Source organism: Sulfurisphaera ohwakuensis, from assembly GCF_009729055.1.
GTDB lineage: Archaea > Thermoproteota > Thermoprotei_A > Sulfolobales > Sulfolobaceae > Sulfurisphaera > Sulfurisphaera ohwakuensis.
Window position 1 is genome coordinate 1879681 of the sequence record NZ_CP045484.1, and the last position, 19360, is coordinate 1899040.

Consider the following 19360-nt stretch of genomic DNA (forward strand, 5'->3'; position numbering starts at 1 on the left):
AAATTTTTCTTTTTGTATTTTCTTTTATGGAAAATTATTCTAAGGAGATACGCGAGAGGGCTTCTCAAATTTATTCAGATGGAGGTATTTTAGGTTTATTAAAGCGAGGCAATAAGTTAATTGGAATTGTAAAAGATATTGATATTTATAGGGTTGAATACGATCTGTCACTAAATAAAGGAAAATGTGAGTGCAGACTTGGAGAAAACTGTGAACATATTTATGCGATTAAGATGAGCTATGAAAAAGGTGAATATATAGATTTTGATAGCTTAGAAAATAAGATTATAGGACTTAATAAAAGAGAACTTCTTGGAATTTTAGTTACTTTAATAGAAAAATTCCCCATGATTGCTAATTATATCTATCCTATTGAGAATGCTAAATATTCCTTAGAGAGATATATAAATCTGATAAAGCAAAATCCTGGGGAAAATATAGTTAACTCATTTACTGATTTTCTTATAAATAATAGAGAAAAAATTAATAAAGATGATATTTTTATTATTCTCGATACTATTGCATCTTGTAAAAGTAAATGCTTCTATAATTTTATCACAGAAAAACCATATGATGAGAATTTAATGAAAACTTTAGCTAATATATTATTAGAGAAAGAAGTTAAAGAGGATGATATCAAAAAATTGGAGAAAATTATTGGAAAGGATAAATACGGTAACCTTGATACTTTTGTTTTAACTTTACTCGATAACGAGGATATAAGGAAATTAATGGATATTAGAATTTATCTAAATGCTTTAATTAGAAGAGGCGATAAGGATAAAATATTAAAATTACTTCAAACTGATGTAATTTCTAAGGAAGAGAAATTTAATATTCTACTTCAAACTGATGAGAAAGAGGCTTTAGAATTCGCAAAAATCAATATGCTTTACTCAAGCCTCTTCAATTATTATTATAACTTAGGTGAATTTTCACAAGCATTAGAAAATTTAAAGAAAATGATAGAGCTTAAAGATATTATTGGTATAAGTAATCATAAAGATAAAATATTGCCTCTTATAAAAGGCAATCCTGATCTAGTTAAGTCGTTATATGAATTATCTAAGGATAATGTAATCCTCTACCCTCTTCTTATCAACCTATATGATGTAGCATCTGGTTCTTTAAAATATGACATTGCAGTTACAGTAATGGATAAGTTTCTTTCCTTAAAAGATTTCTGCCCAGATGTAATAAGGATAGTAGGAGAACAAAGAAAGGAAAAGTTAAGCTATATTGTGCAACATTTAACTGAAGAACTTGTGGAAAGGAAGAGATATGAAGACGTAATACAATGTCTAAAAGTTGCTAGAAAATATATGATGATTGAAGATTTCAATAATTTATTATCACAAATAAAAGAGAATTACAAAAGAAAGAGACAACTAGTTAGTCTTATAAATAAATATTTATCATAATACTTCCTACTTTATTTAAGATTATTTTTATTTGGATGGTTAAATAGTTTAAAAATTTGTACTTAAAAAGTGTGTTTATAGGTAAATAATTTAAGATTATAGATTTATTTCAGGGATTTCAAAAAGGACTTTAAAACAGTTAATTTTATTTTTCGTGTATTGGGGGTTCATATGAAGAAATGTCCCAAGAGAAAAGATCTCTATTCTTAAGAGAGAGTTCTGGTCTAGTAAGAGAAGTTAGCCCCTGGGCATCAATGTCAGCAACTTTCGGATTAGTAACCGGTGGTGTACCAATTCTTATAATTTCATGGCTTTTCACAGCACCGGGGGCAAATTGGGTGCTAGCCTTCTTACTAGCTTTACCCCCAACTTTAGGAATGGCATTTCTTTTTTATATAGCTGGAGTTTCAATGCCTAGAGCTGGAGGAGACTATGTTTTTAACAGTAGGGCAGTCCATCCAGTAGTAGGTTTTGTAAATTATTGGGGTTTATTTATAGGTTTTGCACTTTCTTTAGGGTATTATAGTTACTTAGCCGCACAATGGTTCGCATATTTATTCTCTGGTATTGGATTAGCTTACAGTAATCAATACTTTCTAAATATAGGCAATTTCTTAGGATCTACTGAAGCTGAGGTAATTTTAGGAACAATTGTAGTCATAATTTCAACAGCTTTAGCTATGATACCTAGATTCCAATGGAAGTTTGTGCTGTGGGGAGGTATAATTTCCCTTTTATCTAGTATAATAATGTTTGTTGCATTAGCTCAAATAAGTCCATCTCAATTTGCACTAGCCCTAAGTAAGAATGTTGGGATACCAAATGCTTATAGTGAAGTTATTCAAGACGCGGAAAGTAATGGATTAACATTTTATCCGACTTTATATGCGTCATTTTTAGCATTACCAGTAATTTGGTACTATTATACATGGTACAATTTACCAGCTTCATGGTCCGGAGAAATGAAAAGACCGAAAATGAATGTGCTTTATTCAATAATTCTAGCAATACTGATAATATCAGTATATTATATTTTAATAGTATACTTTAGCGAGAAAGCTTTTGGTGCATCTTTCCTTACATCATGGAGTTATATATCATACAATGGTATTAATGACACTGTTTATAACACTCTAAGTAATATAGGAGATTTTATACCATACTTCGCATTTATTGTAAATCACAGTTTAGCGCTATTCATTATTATGTTTATTGCATTATGGCTACCAAACTTTTATAGTAACCCACCATTAGTTGTAGCATTAGTAAGATATCTATTCGCATGGTCTTTTGATAGGGTTATGCCGTCATGGTTAGCTGATGTTAATGATAGATTTAAGTCGCCATTAAAAGCTACAATATTAGTTGGTATTTTAGGTGAAATTGGAGTATTACTTTATGCGTTTAACACTCCAGTAGCTATTGTAGATACTACTGTAGTATTTGAAATAGGATATGCAATTTTCGCAATATCTACTGCGTTAATGCCATTTGTAAGAAAAGATCTCTATAAAAGAGCTGTTCAGCATAAATGGAACATTGCTGGAATTCCAGTTATATCAATAATTGGATTTGCCGTTTTCGGCTTTCTGATGTGGGTGCTAGCCCTCACTTGGAATAACCCAGTGTTACTACCAGTGAATTTTGTAACTATCCTATCTCTAGGAATAATATATGGAGCCGGAGTCTTAATATATGTTACAGGTTATCTACTGAATAGAAGAAATGGAATAGACCTAAACTTGTTATTTAATGAGGTTCCACCAGAATAATTTTTTTATATTTTATTTCATTATTTTAATACATGAATTTACTGATTTTATTTTCAATTGCAATTTCCATGTTATTAGTTATGTTCTATGTTATCTATGAAGTAAAGAATTGGAGGAGTGATAGGAGAGTTTTAGTTGCTATCTATGTAGAAGGTATGATGCTAGTAATGAATTTAGGGGCTTATCTTTATCTTTTACTTCACGACCTCTTTCTGTTTCTTGTAATAAATGGAGCTTATATGATATTTGGCCTTTATGCTATCCTTAATATCAAATCTATATCAAGAAGTATAGTATACATACTATTTTCCTCATTTATGATTATTTCTGAAGTATTTATGGGTTCGCTTTTCTACATTCTTCAAACGGATATGCCGGCTAACCTTGATTCCTCTGTAGAAAATCCATGGTTTGTCACAGTTATGGTTGCTGAAATGATTTTTACATTAATGGTATCTTTTAAGAGACTTGATAAGACATTAAGAAATTATCTTATAAGCTTACTTCTATTAATGCCTTGGTTTCCTGTGATTTTCTCTAACTACGCCTTCTTATTCTCTTCAATAATAATGATAGGTGCTACTATATTAGTTTATGAGACTCTGTATAATCAGAGATTAAGAGCTACTCAAGAGACCTTTACCACAATAGAATTAATGAGTATATTTACCCTTATGATGATAGGAGGATTTATCTATTTTCTAACATTTTCTCTTACTGTTTACGACGTTTCAATGCTAATTGCAATGGTTTGGTTTATTTATAGGACTGTTGTAGGACCCAATCCGAGAAAAGGAAATTATCTGAAAGATGCAAAGATTGCATTCTTGATAATTTTTCTTACATTTATCATGGAATTCTTCATGGGAGGTGTTTTAGATTTCGTTATGGGGATATTCTCTCCAGGCATTAAAGGCTTTATTTCCTCACTTAGTCTACCATGGACAGGAAATATATTATGGGATGGTATTGACATAATAGGCAGTATACTAGGGAGTACTTGGTTCTTAATAATGATGGGAATAGAAATGGGATTCTTAGCATTTAAGAAAATGCTAGAGATCGGAGTAAGAGAAGTTAAGATAAGAATGGCTTTAATGATATTAGCCTATGCAATTTATTCAATATATATACCTAGTTTCTCCCCCTTATCATCCTCATTACCATTTATACCATATATGTGGAGCATGGGTATTGGAACTTTATCACCAGTGAGTAACTCTATCTTATTAGGTTTAATAGGAACTTACATTATTTACGCAATTCTTTCATTCCTATTTGGCTCGAGAAATTTGTGCGCTGTGACGTGTACAGCCCCAATGATGTATCAGGGAAACTTCTATGACTCCTTAAAGGTTTATAATAGGACATCTAAGGTTGGTAGAAAGTTATTAACCAGTAAGAGTAAATATTACAGACCCATAGCTTTATCAGTCTCAATTTTTGTTCTAATTGCAGCAGTAATATCTTACTTAAATAGCCTAGGAATAATCTCTTTTACAATTTTCAATACTGATATTACTATTTTAATTTATTTCATTTGGTTCGACATTATTTGGTATTTGATATTCATCTCAATACCCTTCTTAGGTACCTTTGCATGTGTAACTTCAGGCTATTGTTATTGGGGAGTTTTCAACCAAGCAATAAGCAGAATAGGGCTCTTTAGACTTAAAGTTAAGAACCCACAGCAATGTATAGAATGCAAGACTGTTGACTGTGCAAATGCTTGTCCAGTAGGTTTGACTGATATGAGAGGCGAGTTTATTAAAAAAGGTGAGTTCAGGTCAATAAAGTGTGTTGGAATTGGAGAGTGTATTGATGCGTGTCCATATGATAATATATTTATTTATGATGTGAGAAATTGGATAAAAGAGAGATTTAGAGGGAAGTAAGATTTTTCCTCTAATATTCACCCTTTCCATAATAGCTAGTGTGATGGTTGCTATAATAGTTTATACTCTTTATTCTGTTTCCTATAAAATAAAAACTTGGATCGGTTTATTCTTTGCCTTTTTTGTATTAATAATGATGATCACAATGTTTATTGGAGCAATAGCTTATTTACTTTCACCTTCTAACATCTCATTAGCTGAGGCAATTATCGTAAATAATGCTTCTATGCTTATCCTTCTAGTTTACCTATTTATGAATGCAAAAAAACTAGCTTCCAATAGAGATTTTTCTAAGACTCACATATTTTCCCTTTCAATTCTTACAGTATTAAACGAGATACTCATGGGAGGAACATTTAGTTTAGCTTATTTTGGTATAAAATACTTTTTAACTTTTTATTCAGCGTTTTTAACTACCCTAAATTCATATTGGTTTTTCTATCCAATGATGGCTGAAATGCTAGCCTTGTATTTAATTGATTATTTAAAAACAAGAGCAAATAAAGAGTTGTTTGCTTTAATTGGTATAACAACATTTCCTCCAACTATACTTAATTTTTCTCAGTGGATATACTCTAGTATATTTATTGACGTCATCCTTTCCTTAATAGGTATAATTAATTCAAAAGGCTTATGGAGATATCTCTACATAATAACTGCAATAAGTGTTGTATCAACTTTGTTTATACCAACCTTCTTTGATATCATAATTATTATAGACATGATATTATACTATGTGTATCTACTGAATAGGAGTAAGGTATCTTAACAACTCCCTTTCATAAACCACACTCAATAGTCTCCCGTCATCATCAACAATGACAACTACGGGTTCTTCAGTTTCTCTAAAAACTCTTAAAACATCTATTACTTTGCTTTTCTTTTCTAGTATTTTGACCTCATTCTTGTAAATATCGCAAACTTTTAGAATTTCATAGTCACTTGGATCAATTTCCAGTAGCTGACTTACTGAGACATAGCCTAAAGGTCTAAAATTCTCGTCAACAACTACTATAGCTCTATAACCTCTTTCATTAATTATTCCTATTGCTTCCCTTAATGTTTGGTAGCAATTTACAACAGTTTGATTTTTAATAATGTTTAACACAGGTTGTTGAAGATTGATTTTATTTTCTTGAATTTTCGGCTTTCCAAATTTCATTCTAAATAAAATGGGTAAGACTAGGCTGGAAAATGCTATTGCTAAGGATGAGAAAGAGTACTGATATGGTGTTATTAAATTAGAGGTAAGAGCAGAGATTAATAACGAAACGTCTACTCCGCCTTTCATTGAAGTTCCAAGCCCGTTTATCAACGGATCTATTCCTTGAATTTTCGCTGAAATAAGTCCAGCAAAGAATTTAGAACCTATAGTCACGAGAAAAGTAATTAAAGAAAGCAAAAGTAATGTTGGAGAAATTTTTACGAAGTATAAGCCTATACTTACGAAAAATAAGGGTTCAAAGAAACCATATGTAAAGGCCCGCAATCTCTCTATTAAGTACGGCCTATCCTTTAGGTAGTCTCTCAGCAAGAAACCTAAAAATAACGCTGTAATAGCAGAGTTGAAGCTAAATACTTCTGCTACATAACCTATAATAAATATAACAGATACTATTGTAGCAAATTCTATTTCTCTGACCTTTACGTAACCCTCAATTAATTCTAATAGTTTAGCAATCTTACCACCTCCTAGGAATATAAAAAGTACAACAAGTAATATGCTGATTATATCTAATAATTGAAATTTTGAAAATATTGCAAAAAGAACAACTGCAACTATTTCATTTAAAACTGATTGGTAAAACAATGCTAACCCTATTTTTTGTTTGGATATTCCTAGATCTATCAATAATCTAGTTAAAGGACCAGCACTAGTCATAGCTAAAGGAATTACTAAGAGTAATGAAAAAATTCTAAAATACAAAAGTAAAATACTTATTACTAATATTGGTAATGATAACTCAATAAGAAAAGAAAAATAATCTTTACTCTCGACTTTTAATTTTTCACCTAATTCTTCTGCTCCAGCTAAAAAGAGAAGAAACACTATACCTAGTGACGTTATAAAAGAGATTATAATATTAATTTTAACTAAATTAAGCACTCCTGGACCGAGTAGGACTCCTACAATTATAGGACCTATGAATCTAACCAGATTAAGTCTACTAAATGCTTCTTCAGCTAATTTGGCTGATATTAACATAATTCCTAAATATAATAAACTATCTACTAGGAGAGACACGATAAGGTATTTCCATTGCTAGTTAAAACATTATCTGTTATTTTTAACATAGTTTAATTTAGGACTCTATTAATAATTATAATACTTATTTATTTACTTGATAATAGTTTAGCTATATATATGGAATTAGAATATAATTTCGAAACGAATGCTCCTAAAGATGTTATTTTAGAATACATTTCAAACCCAGAAAATTTATTGAAATACGTTCCTGCGTTTAAAAGTCTAAAGAGAATTGATGAGGATAAATGGGAGTTGGAGGTTAAATGGTTATTTACAATTAAACTTAAAGTGAAAAGAATTATTGGAACAGATGAAGTTACATATACTATTGAGAAAACTGAAGGATTAATAAAAATATCATCATCCCTAAGATATGTGATTTTAACTCCTAAAAATAGGAATGCTATACTTAAGATTATATTCTCTTATGAAGGACCGTTTGAAAATATAGCTAAGAAACAAACTGAGGAATATTATAGAAGAGGAGTTGAGATATTTAAACAAGACCTTTATAGACTAGAGGGAAATCATTTAAATACACAGAGAATTTCAGCTAAATTTGATATATTAAATATGAGAACTATACTTGCAAAAGAAATAAAAAAGAGTGAAATTGAAGATATTTTAACTAGAGCTATGATAGAAAGTGTGAACTCAAAAGTATTAGTAATATTAAGTGATGACAAAACAATTGTTGAACTTATATTTGAAAACGGATCTTTAGAAGATTCAAAAGGTGACATAAACAATTTAGGAGAAAACATTAAGGTTTTAGTGAAAAGCTCTCAAATTATAGAAACCAAAAATAGAACCTCATAAGAGGTAAACTAAAGGATCCTCATATTTTCTCTTTTTCAAAGAATTATAGTATTCTGGATACTCATTTTTTAAATATTCATCTGGCAACCTAGCCAAGTCGTACATAATAATTTGTTGCTCGTAAGTCTTTTTCTTTGCTAGCATTTTATCACCATAATATACTTGTATTCAAAAGTTTAAAAAATCTACTCCATGATTTTAACATTATTAAACTTTTCAATCTTTATATAAACATACTATATAAAGCCAATTGAATAATACTCAAGACTAATAAAGAAAAATATAGCTTTTTGGAATTCTTTTGTATCAAAGAACTTATATTTTTGCTGATCATGAAGCTAACTGTATAGTAATACTTTAAAATCTACATGGATATCCCAACATATGAGAAGAACTATTATAGCCTTACTATTTTCTTTTTCAAATCTCATAAGTAGCACCTTAAATGCAGAGGGCAATTACGTTATTTTTAATAATAATTTTATAGTGAATTTTGTATTACGTTTTTGTCTATTTTTATTTTATCATATTATTTCGTAGGGAAAATATTAACCTAAAATCCATTCTTTCTCATTTAATTTAGATATTAAGAAGCTTTTCACAAGATCAAAATGAGTATTTAAAAGCTCCTTGAACTTTTTATTTCTCATATCTTTTACATAATATTCTACTTCAATAATTATACCAACCCTGCCTTTATTTATAGCATATATTGTTATAAAATCATGAAAAAGTATACCCGAATTATTACTTACTAACTCGAGATACATTTTATAGGGAGATAAACGAAGATCTGATTTTAAAACGCTTATATATGAATCCTTAACACTAAACTCATAAATTAGATTAGATGCAGTAGCACTAAAAGCAAAGGCATATTTAGATTTCCTATGAGTAAAATAAATATAAAAGACTAATAATATTGATATTACAGTTACCAATCCAATTTTTGTATTTATAAATAATATAGAAAAAAGAACAATATAGACAGTCAACATCTTAGAACTTACATTCTTACTTAATTCTAATCCTAATAAATATGAGATAGGTATAAGAGAAAGTGAGATTAAATAAAATATTTTAAATGAGAGGATAATGAACATAACGAAGATTATATTAAAGATTATTAAAGGTAGAATTGAAGGTATAGTAATTGTTATTTGATCTGGGTTTTCATATAAGGGTTTAATGACACTTATTTTTGACATAAATTCTTGATGGCTAAAATAAATATTCTTCTCATTAACAACATTCCATGGTAATGACATATTTAAGAGAGTAAGTTGAGAAAGTGATTAAATTATTTTCGATTCTAGTCACTAATTTTCCTTACCTGCTCCATTGCCCACATCATAGGACAATAACCACCACACATAGTACATGCCCTAACTTTCGGTTTACCAAATTGAGTATAGACTTTCATAGCCTTTTCGGGATCTATTAATGACGATATCATTTTTTCCCATTCCAATTTTCCTCTATAATAACTTACTACATCATCCCAGTTTCTAACTTTTTTACCTAATTTTACAATGTCTCCAGCATGAGCGGCAATTCTATAAGCTATCGCTCCTTCTTCAACTTGTTCAACAGTTGGTAAACTTAAGTGTTCTGCTGGAGTTAGATAACATAATAAGTCAGCACCACTTGCTGAGGCAATTGCTGCACCTATAGCTGAGGCAATATGATCATAGGGTGCACCAACATCTATTGGTAAAGGACCTAAAACGTAATAAGGAACACCACCAGTAAGCTTTTTCATTAACTTTACATCCCACGCTATCTCGTTCAATGGAACATGACCTGGTCCTTCTACCATTACCTGGACTCCTTTCTCAAGTGCACTCTTTACTAGACTCGCTGTTTCTAATAATTCTCCTATCTGGAACTCATCATGAGCATCTCCAGTAGCTCCAGGTCTTAAAGCGTCTCCTAATGAGATTACTGCATCATATTGTTTAAACATTTCTAATATATAATCCCAGTTCTTTCTATATGGATTCTCAGAGTTATTATGAATCATCCATCCTGCTATCATATCTCCTCCTCTAGATACTATAGGGATTATCCTGTTGCTTTTCAAAGCCCTTATAGCCAAATCTTTTGTTAAACCCGCATGAATCGTCATAAAAGCAACCCCATCTTTTAGGTGTTTTTCTATAGTATTTAACAAATCATCTTCTGTGAAATATGCTCCACCAGATTTATGCTTAAAAGATTCTATAAACACTTGATAAACTGGAACAGTACCTACTGGTAGTTCAGAGTGTTTTATTATTTCCCTTCTAATTAAATCTAAATCTCCTCCAGTTGATAAGTCCATTAATGTATCTCCCCATTTGTTTGCAATCTTCACCTTTTCTAATTCCATGTCAAGATTAGCGACTTCGCTAGATGTTCCTATGTTTATATTAACTTTAGTTGTTAAACCCTTACCTATTGCAACTATCTTTTTAGAAGGATATTTTTCATTCCTTATCAACATAATTTTTCCTTCTGCTATTCTTTTCCTAACTTTTTCTGGTGAAATTCTCTCGATTAGACTTATCTTTTTCATTTCATCAGTTATAATACCCTTTCTTGCATCATCAATTATTGCCATAAAAATATATCAAAAAAGTTACTTATAAACCTTATTATATTCAGTTTGTGTACTAACTTTACATTTTTCTGTGATAAAGCTTAATTATTAGTAATAGATATCAAAATTCATGATTGTTGTTATAGGCTCTGGTCCTGCAGGAATATATGGTGCATTTACAGCTTCTGCTTTAGGAGAAAAAGTTAAACTTATTGAGGAAAAAGAAAGGTTAGGCGGAACTTGTGTTTTATATGGTTGTATTCCTTCAAAAGCAATGTTACATCCGCTTTATTTAAAGTATTCTTTGGAAAGGTTAGGAAAGAAAATTGATTTTAGCTATGAAGAACTGATCAAGTTTGCTCAAGATGCAATTTCAAGGATCTCAAAAGGAGTTGAATACATGTTAGAAAGTTACGGTGTTGAAGTTATTCATGGTAGAGGAGTACTTAAGAGCAAAGAAATTGAAGTTTCTGGTCAAACTTTATACCCAGATAAAGTACTAGTAGCAACTGGAACTTTAAAACCAGAAATTAATGGAACTATAGCTTCAGACGATTTACCGTATCTTAATAAAGAGTTTAATTCAGTAACTGTAATTGGTGGTGGTGTAGGGGGTATTGAATATGGCTGGTTATTACACAAAATAGGGAAAGAAGTACATATAGTAGAGAAAGAAAATTTACTTTTACCGAAACATGATATGGATTTAAGAAATTACGTAACTAACCACTTTAAGAGAATTGGAGTTAAACTTCATTTAGGAGTGGAGGCTAAGATAGAGAATAATAAAGTTAAACTCTCAAATGGAGAAGAAATTAAGAGCGATATTATTTTAATGAGTTTTGGAAGAAAACCTAATCTTACTGGGGTGGAAAATCTACCTCATGATTATTGGATAAAGGTTAATGAATACATGGAAACTCCAATAAAAGACATTTATGCTGCTGGTGATGTAACCGGTTCATTTACTGCACATGAGGCAATACATAAAGGATATATAGCTGGGCTTAATATGAAAGGTGTAAAAAAACCTTATGATAGTTCTGCTGTTCCAAAAGTTATTTACACATCACCACAAATTGCTTACGTCGGAAACACAAATAGTGGTAAATGTATGAAAATGGAATTTTCTGGGTTAGCTAGAGCTATTGCAGAAAAGGAGACTGAAGGATTTTTAAAGATCTGTGTGGAAAACGAAAAAGTAATAGGTGGTGTTGCCTTTTCAGAAAGAGCTGAAGAAATTATCTCTCTTTTGGCTTTAGGGATTAAGTTTAAGGGAAGTTTGGATGAGCTTCTTGATTTCCAATATCCACATCCTTCTTATCTTGAAATGATATGGGAAATTTTAAGAAAAATTAAGTGGGGATAAGGATCTTTTTATCATCTAATTCTTTCAAAAATAACGCATTCTGATAAATTTCGTTCTCATCAAACCGTAGCTCACCAAGAAGTTTTTTACTTACGCTGCAATCGTACACGGTACCTTCATATTTTAACAGACCTCTTATTTCTTTTGGCATGGCGGATTTAACAATACTTTTCGGAATTGGTATGTAAATTCCTCTCTTGCCCAATGCTTTCGTATAAATCTCAAAGAACTTCTCAAGAGCTACTCTCTCACACTCGGTAGCATAGAAATATAGTAGCATGGGTTTTTCCTCAATTAGTCTTAATATCATTTTACCTATATTATTTGCACTAATTGGCATGAAAGATATGCCAGTTTTGGGAATAATACCTAGTTTTGCTAATCTATACATGGTTACAAATTGGATATGGGCTGAGTATTTCCCATACACAAGGGTTGGTCTAATAATAATAAGGGGAAAATTCCCTTTTGCTATTGAATAAACAACTTTCTCCCCTTCTAGTTTGGTTTTTTCAAAAGGTGATTGAGGATTTAGACCTTCGCCAAGCTCTTTTTCAATTTTAACTTCTCCAGTTATCCCATAAGTAGATCCGCTAGTATGAATAAAAATAGGTTTATTTTCTGATTCTTTTATTATACTCGCTATAGTTTTTGGGACTTCTACGTTAGAAATATATAGTGTCTTTTCATCACCAGATATTTCTCCAATAAAGTTGATAACCACATCGCTCTTTTTCACTTCTTCTCTTAATCTTTCTGTGTCTAACAGAATGTCTAGTTTAATTAATTTAACTCCTTTTTCCTCAAGTTTTTCATGATAAACTTTCTTTACCGGATTGAGATTTCTATAAGTGACTGTTACTTCATGCCTCGAGGATAAGACTTCAGCTACATGAGTTGCTATAAAACCTAAACCAGTAATAAGTATTCTCATAAATTAAAATGAAAATGAAAAAATAAAATGTTGTGTCCTAATTATTGTTGTTGTTTCCCTAACTCCTTAGGAATTAATTGTCCGAAGAGCTCGGCACATCTCTTGAAATCATTAACTATTTTCTCTATTAATCTCTCAGTTGGTATAGCCTTATAGATATATCTAGGTCTACCTCCTTTAGAAGAAGAATCTTTTACTCTTTCAACAAAACCTAAAGATACTAATTTGTTTACACTTCTGTTGATAGAGGCTTTAGATAATTTTAGCATTTCTGCTAAAGAATCTTCATTCTTTCCTTCGCTGTTTAATAAAACTTTTAGTACTTGAAAATCTGTATCTGAAATATCATAGCAAAAACTTAAAGCCTCTATTATTCCTACTTCTTTACCACTAGGTAGTCTTATTTTAGTTACTTCTAATTCCATACTTAATCATGATATATAGTTTAAATACAAGTATTTAAATCTTTGTATTTTAAGCAAATAGATTACCCAAGTATTAAAACCTAATCTTCACATTTCTAATTATTAAAAAGAATAATACTATTACCAAAAATATAAATATACTCGAGTTACATGAGTATTACTTTAATTGCTTTAAAATTTCTTTTTTGACAATAGATACTTCTGTATAAAACTTCCCTTTAAAGTTGATACTAGCTCCTTATGTACTTATTAACACCAGTTACATTAAAAGGCTTATTTATAGTATAGCTGAAGTTAATAACATCAACATAAATAACAACTAACTCCCTTAATATCTGCTATCTGCAGAACATATAATAATTAATTACCTTAAAACCAAATCAAAAAGCAGATGTACCATCAACTATTGATATATTAAAACATTCCGTTTATCTCTACACTTTCATTTCAATCATGATTGAGTCTAGGGACTTAACCCTCAACCACCTACTGGTAGGTAAGTCACGGATCTCCTTTGAGCCTAACGGCACGGAACTCACATCTCTGCTATTTTCACCTTCACCCTTTTGGGCATAACCCACATTAGCATGAGAGATAATTTTTATCAATAAATGTAAAATAAATGAATATAAAAAGATTTCTATAAATACAAAAAGATTCAGTCCTTAATGTATATAGTGAGATCATGAATATTAACAACCCGTGAAAGACTACAATATAAATACATCTTTCCCATATAAAATAAGAAGTCTTAAACCATAATTTATTAATATCTAATTTTTATATTATCAAATAAATAGTTATAATATTAAACTGAATGAGTTAAATTATCTATTCTACCCCCATCAGCAACAATCACTTGCCCAGTTATATATCTAGCTTTTTCACTTGCTAGAAATACTACAATATTGGCTATATCCTCGGGTTTTCCAGTTGTATGAAGTACGGTTTTATTTCTAAATAATTCCCTTAGTTTTTCCTTCTCTTCATCACTTTTATTACCTAAAGTCATATCAGTCTCGATCCAACCGGGTGCTACAGCATTAACCCTTATACCGTACTTTCCTAATTCAAAAGCTAATCTTCTGGTTAATATTATAATCCCGGCTTTTGTAATAGCATAAAAAGTAGTTCCTTCTGCAGCAGTCCCAATACCAGCATTACTAGCAATGTTAATTATACTTGCTGCTGATGACTTTTTAAGTAATGATAAAAATTCATAAGTGACATAAATGGTTCCATTTAGATTAACCCTTAACATTCTCTCATATTTTTCCTCATCAAATTGCTCAAAAGGCATTAAATACCAAATTCCAGCATTATTAACTAAAACATCTAAACGTGGGAAATGATTGGAAATTTCCTCTTTAGCTTTTTTAACCTGATTCCTATCTCCGACATCACACCTTACAGTTAAAACTCCCTTCTCTTTTAACTCTTTGGCTTTATCTTCAGAACCGTGATAAAGAACAGCAACATTGTAGCCTTCTTTTAAAAGTGCTTCAGTTATAGCTCTTCCTATTCCCCTTGTACCGCCTGTAACTAAAGCATACATAACTGATTTAAAGTAAGATTGCGAACTCATACACATTCTGTATAAGTTATATTTTTAAATTTAATTATCTTTATGACTAAGCATGAAACAATGAAGATACTCGCCCTTAAATTATCAGTCGAGTAAAAATCTCCTTAAATGGCCGGAAGTACTTAAGATTAATTTGTATAACTTGTTTTGATATTAGGGATATGTGAGCTACCCCGCCCTGAAGGGCGGAGCTTCCTGCTTCATAGCCCCACCTTGCCCGTAGCTTTTCGCTACGGGTAGAGGGTGGAGCTCCACAGGCACTAAGGGTGGCTCCCACCCCGATCTCTTCAATATGTTTAAGCAAGCGTTATAGTCACGATCAGTAACCCAACCGCACTTAGGACAGCTGAACACACGGTCAGTCAAAGTTAACTCCTTCTTTACGTACCCGCATTTAGCACACATCTTTGAAGTATATGCTGGGTTTATTAACAACAGTTTCTTTCCATATTTTTCCAACTGATATTCTAGTATTCTCTTCAACTCATGGAATGCAACATCGTGTAACCTCATCCTCAACTTCCTTTCTGACTCCTCCACCAATTGTTTAACATCTATATCCTCCATTACTACAACGTCATAATGTTGTGCGAACCACTTACCCAACTTCATATAGAGGTCTTGTCTCAAGTTCTTGAAGTGTTCATAACCCCTAGCTAACTTCACTTTTGCTTTAAACCAGTTTTTCGACAAGAACTCTTTCCTCGAGAGAACCTTGTGGAGTTTCCTTATCTTCTCAAGTGCCTTCTCATAAGGTCTCAAGTTAGGGAAATAGAATCCATCACTCGTGGTTAGGAGTTTCTCTACCCCAACATCTATTGCAACTACCTTACCAGTCTTTGGGAGTTGAGAGAATTCAACACCTTCAACCATGAAGGAGACATATACTCTCTCTGAACGTGTTAGTTTAACTACCACCCTCTTTACTTTGTCAAGCGGGAAGTCCCTATGAACAATGACCTTAAACACGCCGAGATTTGATAACCTCAATAACACCAGCTTCTTCTTATTCTTCCTACTCTTAGTCCTTATTTCCCTGCTCTCAAGTATTTTCCATCCACTTTGTGGGTAAACAAGAGAGTAGTACTTATGGGGTTTCTTCTCCTTAGGAAAGTGTGCTAGACCTTTGAAGAACCTATCCCTAGCATCGTAATAACGATCGGCAATTTGCTGTACTACTTGTGAGTAGAGTTGTTGGTACTCCTTATCTTGCTTTCTTAGATCTAGAGCGAGCTGTCTTAACTCCGTTTGTGTAAGACCCTTTCCGTCCCTTTGGTAGAAATAGATATCTGCCCAGCGTAGGGTGTTGTACATCTCACATGCTAACCTCAACTGGGCTTTTAACGCCCTAATTGTTTGATCGTCAGCATATGCACGAAAGCGGAACCCTACGTTGGGCATTAATAAAATGTTCGAGAGTGGATTAAAAAATATTTCTACAAAGGGGGCTATCCATCCCCGCCTTAAAAGGCGAGGTTTTTCGCCCCCTTTGAACCCCTAAACTTTATAAAATTATAACATGACGTAAGTTAAAATTATTATTGCCGAATCATGCTTATCTCTGTGGAAGGAATTCTGATTGAGGAGGATAAAGTAAAAGATGAAAAAGAAAGGAGAAAATTAGAAGAAGAGGGTTACAAGATAGTAAAAGTTAAACAGAATGAAAATATTATAAAAATATTTGAGGAAGATAAAACTATATTTTCTTGTGATAAGGACGAGATAATATTCAGAGTTTCTTTGTTTAACTCAACCCTCTGCAGAATAATCGTTACAGATAAAATAACTACAGTAGTTGTCTTTTCAAGCAAAAGAGTACAAACATTTACTTTTAGAATCCAGAGGGATACTTCTCTTAGGGGTTTAAGAAAGAATTATTTCAAAGCCAAATCTTATCAGGATTTTGTTACTTCATATATTCAATTCCTAAAGGAGAATAACGATGATATAGTAATTGAATGGCTAAAAGAGTTCATGAAAAATAAAGAGAATGAAGAGAAAAAACAAAATAATTTATAAATATCTCTTTAATACTGTCATTGGGTTTGTTAAGTTAGCATTTAATAATGCTTCTTCTGGAGAATGGCCAAATGCAAAAGCTAATAATTGGCTAAAGTAAACTACTGGCATTCTTAAATCTTCGCCGTAAATTTCAGCAATTTTGTTCATGTTAGTCTCAAAAGCAACTCCACCTAATGGACAGTCAACTATTAACAATTCAGCCCCATTTCTTCTAGCTTCTTTAAGTATTCTAGCTTCTAAGTTTAATGCAACATTTATATCAGAGTAAACGTGAGGACCACCACAGCACATTGTCTTTGCCTCAAATGGGACTACTTCTGCACCCGTAGCTTCTAGTAGTTTATCCATGAAGAATGGTCTTTCTGGATCATCTTTTATCTTCATATATCCAGTAAGTATGTATTGCTTTGGTCTTGCATATAGACAACCATAATATGGCGCAACTTTTAATCCATTTAATGGTCTCTTTACTCTAGCCTTAACTCCCTCTGGTCCTACAGTATTATAGATAAACTCTACAGCATGAATCATTAAGAGTTTCATATCATAACCTTTTTCACCCATCTTTTCTAAATACGCATTAACCTTCTCCCTTAGTTTTGGATACTTCGTCATGTAATAGTGGGTTCTTGATAAAGAGTAATGACAACCTGGACATGCTGACATTACAGTATCTGCACCCATTTGTCTTGCTAGTGATAAGTTCCTCGCTGGTAATAATAAACCAGCCATTGTATTAACATTCTTTACCTCTAAAGCACCACAGCAGTTATAATCCTCAATTTTCTCATATTCTAATCCTAAATCCTTAGCAACTAACGCTAATGATACATCATAAGGCTTACCCATGCCGTCTAATGAACAGCCTGGATAGAATGCTACTTTACCATAAGGATTATTGATTCTAATACTCATTCTGGTTTCACCTCCTCCTGCATTGCCTCCTCTAATACTTTCTTTATTCTGTCCCAATTCTTTACTCTATTTGGCTTAAGTAAATCTTTTACTAAACCAGATCTTAACATTGCACCACCCATAACTATAAGATCTTTCAAGCTGAGTGATACAAAACCAGCTTTTGCTGATGCTGCACCTAAAGTTAATTCTGATATTCTACCACCATTGTTTATTACAGTTTCTAGGAATAATTCATCGAATACTGTGCCTGGATCCTTCTTTACTAAACCATGTTTTAAGAGATAATTGTGTATAGCATGAACAACTTCCTCTACCAATACACCTTTTGGACACCTATGAGTACACTTCTGACATGATACGCATCTCCATAAACTATTTTGTAATTCTATTAATGCTTGTTTATCACCTTTTCTAGCCAAATCTATAAACCTTCTAGGACTATAATTTGGATCGTACTCCCTCATAGTACAACCAGATGTACATGTACCGCATTGCCAGCATGCACTTATTGTATAGCCTTCTAAGGTATTAGCTATTTCATCCCACACTGAGGGATCATAACCAGTTTGAGTCCTCTCTATAAGGAATGCATTCCATGTTCCGTCTAGTTCTACTCCATCTACTATTACTTTATCTTTTTGAATTACTCCTTTTATAATAGGTTTTTCTAATTCAGGAATGGGCATATTTAATCACCTTAATAAAGGGTTTTAACCCGAGAACTAAAGCTGTAGTTGTGAGATGTGTGGGGAGGAGCCCCGCGGCTTTCTTATCAATTGCAAGATGAGTTGTATAATCTAGGAGTCTAACATATGCATAAACTAAAAAAACAGAAGTTGGATAATAATTACCAGTATCTAAACCAAAAATATCTAAAACTGATTTTAACTCGGATAAAGCCTTAAAGAACTCATCTTCATTTTTAAGTGTAACATTATCTTTAAGTACGTAAGTAATTGAACCAGTATTTCTCTCTTTATTCCAGACCCATCTAGTCCAGAGAGGATATTTTTCTGGTTCAAGGAAATGAATTATTTCTTTAGCCATGTCTTCAACATCTTTTTTATTTCCTCCTTTTATAAGAGAAGAAAATTCTTCGACCCTTTCATTATATGATCTAGATGTATCCTTTAAGACAGAATATGCTTTAGATAATAAGGGTAAGGGTGTTTGAGAAATTACATCATTAACATATTTCTTTGCATAAAATATAATTTCGAATAATTTTCTTACATCCTCTTCAGTTTTTATATCCAAATTCTTAAGAAAATCAGTTTTCATTTTCATTGAATCTAAAATAAGAGATAAGGATTTTTTCGGATCAGATACAGTATTATTTATATCCTTGTCTAACATAGCATTAAAAATATC

At 31.8% G+C, this 19360-nt stretch carries 19 protein-coding genes; 7 read left to right on the top strand and 12 right to left on the bottom strand.

Annotated elements, in window-relative coordinates; translation table 11 throughout:
* Nucleotides 1-26: 26 nt before the first annotated feature.
* The 4 genes from D1869_RS10420 to D1869_RS10435 all read left to right on the top strand — a co-directional run bounded on the left by D1869_RS10420 (nucleotide 27) and on the right by D1869_RS10435 (nucleotide 5857).
* Nucleotides 27-1421 carry an SWIM zinc finger family protein gene (locus tag D1869_RS10420; RefSeq protein WP_156015048.1) on the top strand — a complete coding sequence of 465 codons (1395 nt, stop codon included), beginning with the start codon at nucleotides 27-29 and terminating at the stop codon, nucleotides 1419-1421.
* Between the two features lie 179 nt (nucleotides 1422-1600).
* On the top strand, nucleotides 1601-3193 hold the full coding sequence (locus tag D1869_RS10425; protein WP_156015049.1) for an APC family permease: 1593 nt from the start codon (nucleotides 1601-1603) through the stop codon (nucleotides 3191-3193).
* A 32-nt stretch (nucleotides 3194-3225) separates the two neighbouring features.
* Nucleotides 3226-5088, top strand: coding sequence for a 4Fe-4S binding protein (locus D1869_RS10430; RefSeq protein ID WP_156015050.1), 1863 nt, complete (start codon nucleotides 3226-3228; stop codon nucleotides 5086-5088).
* A gap of 43 nt (nucleotides 5089-5131) precedes the next feature.
* A complete protein-coding gene (locus D1869_RS10435; RefSeq protein WP_156015051.1) occupies nucleotides 5132-5857 on the top strand; it encodes a hypothetical protein in 726 nt (241 codons plus the stop codon).
* On the opposite strand, the gene D1869_RS10440 is transcribed toward D1869_RS10435, so the two are convergent.
* A complete protein-coding gene (locus D1869_RS10440; protein WP_184651007.1) occupies nucleotides 5831-7336 on the bottom strand; it encodes a cation:proton antiporter domain-containing protein in 1506 nt (501 codons plus the stop codon). The genes D1869_RS10435 and D1869_RS10440 overlap by 27 nt on opposite strands.
* Before the next feature lie 117 nt (nucleotides 7337-7453).
* On the opposite strand from D1869_RS10440, the gene D1869_RS10445 reads away from it, so the two are divergent.
* The gene (locus D1869_RS10445; protein ID WP_156015052.1) at nucleotides 7454-8155 is read left to right on the top strand and encodes an STK_08120 family protein; all 702 of its coding nucleotides are present in this window, start codon (nucleotides 7454-7456) and stop codon (nucleotides 8153-8155) included.
* On the opposite strand, the gene D1869_RS10450 is transcribed toward D1869_RS10445, so the two are convergent.
* From D1869_RS10450 to thiC, 3 genes are all read right to left on the bottom strand, one after another.
* Complete coding sequence (locus D1869_RS10450) at nucleotides 8150-8299, bottom strand: hypothetical protein (protein WP_156015053.1); 150 nt, start codon at nucleotides 8297-8299, stop codon at nucleotides 8150-8152. The two genes, D1869_RS10445 and D1869_RS10450, sit on opposite strands and share 6 nt — an antisense overlap.
* 404 nt (nucleotides 8300-8703) lie before the next feature.
* Nucleotides 8704-9423: a hypothetical protein gene (locus D1869_RS10455; protein ID WP_156015054.1), complete on the bottom strand. Its 720-nt coding sequence runs from the start codon at nucleotides 9421-9423 to the stop codon at nucleotides 8704-8706.
* A gap of 44 nt (nucleotides 9424-9467) precedes the next feature.
* Nucleotides 9468-10757, bottom strand: a complete 1290-nt coding sequence (gene thiC / locus D1869_RS10460) for a phosphomethylpyrimidine synthase ThiC (RefSeq protein WP_156015055.1) — start codon at nucleotides 10755-10757, stop codon at nucleotides 9468-9470.
* 109 nt (nucleotides 10758-10866) lie between these two features.
* Between thiC and D1869_RS10465 the strand changes: the two genes are divergently transcribed.
* Nucleotides 10867-12105 (top strand): dihydrolipoyl dehydrogenase family protein, encoded by a 1239-nt coding sequence (locus D1869_RS10465; protein ID WP_156015056.1) that lies wholly within the window; start codon nucleotides 10867-10869, stop codon nucleotides 12103-12105.
* On the opposite strand, the gene D1869_RS10470 is transcribed toward D1869_RS10465, so the two are convergent.
* The 5 genes from D1869_RS10470 to D1869_RS10490 all read right to left on the bottom strand — a co-directional run bounded on the left by D1869_RS10470 (nucleotide 12092) and on the right by D1869_RS10490 (nucleotide 16450).
* Nucleotides 12092-13039, bottom strand: coding sequence for an NAD-dependent epimerase/dehydratase family protein (locus tag D1869_RS10470; RefSeq protein ID WP_156015057.1), 948 nt, complete (start codon nucleotides 13037-13039; stop codon nucleotides 12092-12094). The genes D1869_RS10465 and D1869_RS10470 overlap by 14 nt on opposite strands.
* Nucleotides 13040-13080: 41 nt before the next feature.
* Entirely contained in the window at nucleotides 13081-13464 is a 384-nt protein-coding gene (lrs14, locus tag D1869_RS10475) for an Lrs14 family HTH-type transcriptional regulator (RefSeq protein ID WP_156015058.1), read from the bottom strand.
* A 434-nt stretch (nucleotides 13465-13898) separates the two neighbouring features.
* Nucleotides 13899-14072, bottom strand: a complete 174-nt coding sequence (locus tag D1869_RS10480; protein ID WP_221267091.1) for a hypothetical protein — start codon at nucleotides 14070-14072, stop codon at nucleotides 13899-13901.
* 200 nt (nucleotides 14073-14272) lie between these two features.
* On the bottom strand, nucleotides 14273-15055 hold the full coding sequence (locus tag D1869_RS10485; RefSeq protein WP_184651002.1) for an SDR family oxidoreductase: 783 nt from the start codon (nucleotides 15053-15055) through the stop codon (nucleotides 14273-14275).
* A gap of 162 nt (nucleotides 15056-15217) precedes the next feature.
* Nucleotides 15218-16450 (bottom strand): RNA-guided endonuclease InsQ/TnpB family protein, encoded by a 1233-nt coding sequence (locus tag D1869_RS10490; protein ID WP_156015061.1) that lies wholly within the window; start codon nucleotides 16448-16450, stop codon nucleotides 15218-15220.
* Nucleotides 16451-16612: 162 nt separating this feature from the next.
* Here D1869_RS10490 and D1869_RS10495 point away from each other — a divergent pair, with 162 nt between their 5' ends.
* The gene (locus D1869_RS10495; protein WP_156015062.1) at nucleotides 16613-17068 is read left to right on the top strand and encodes a hypothetical protein; all 456 of its coding nucleotides are present in this window, start codon (nucleotides 16613-16615) and stop codon (nucleotides 17066-17068) included.
* Here the strand turns inward: D1869_RS10495 and D1869_RS10500 are convergent.
* From D1869_RS10500 to D1869_RS10510, 3 genes are read right to left on the bottom strand one after another with little or no spacing between them, the layout of a single operon-like run.
* Entirely contained in the window at nucleotides 17063-17986 is a 924-nt protein-coding gene (locus D1869_RS10500) for a CoB--CoM heterodisulfide reductase iron-sulfur subunit B family protein (RefSeq protein ID WP_221267133.1), read from the bottom strand. The genes D1869_RS10495 and D1869_RS10500 overlap by 6 nt on opposite strands.
* On the bottom strand, nucleotides 17983-18675 hold the full coding sequence (locus D1869_RS10505; RefSeq protein WP_156015063.1) for a 4Fe-4S dicluster domain-containing protein: 693 nt from the start codon (nucleotides 18673-18675) through the stop codon (nucleotides 17983-17985). Before D1869_RS10505 ends, D1869_RS10500 begins: the two co-directional genes overlap by 4 nt.
* Nucleotides 18662-19345, bottom strand: coding sequence for a hypothetical protein (locus tag D1869_RS10510; protein ID WP_156015959.1), 684 nt, complete (start codon nucleotides 19343-19345; stop codon nucleotides 18662-18664). The genes D1869_RS10505 and D1869_RS10510 overlap by 14 nt, the downstream gene beginning before the upstream one ends.
* Between the last annotated feature and the right edge of the window lie 15 nt (nucleotides 19346-19360).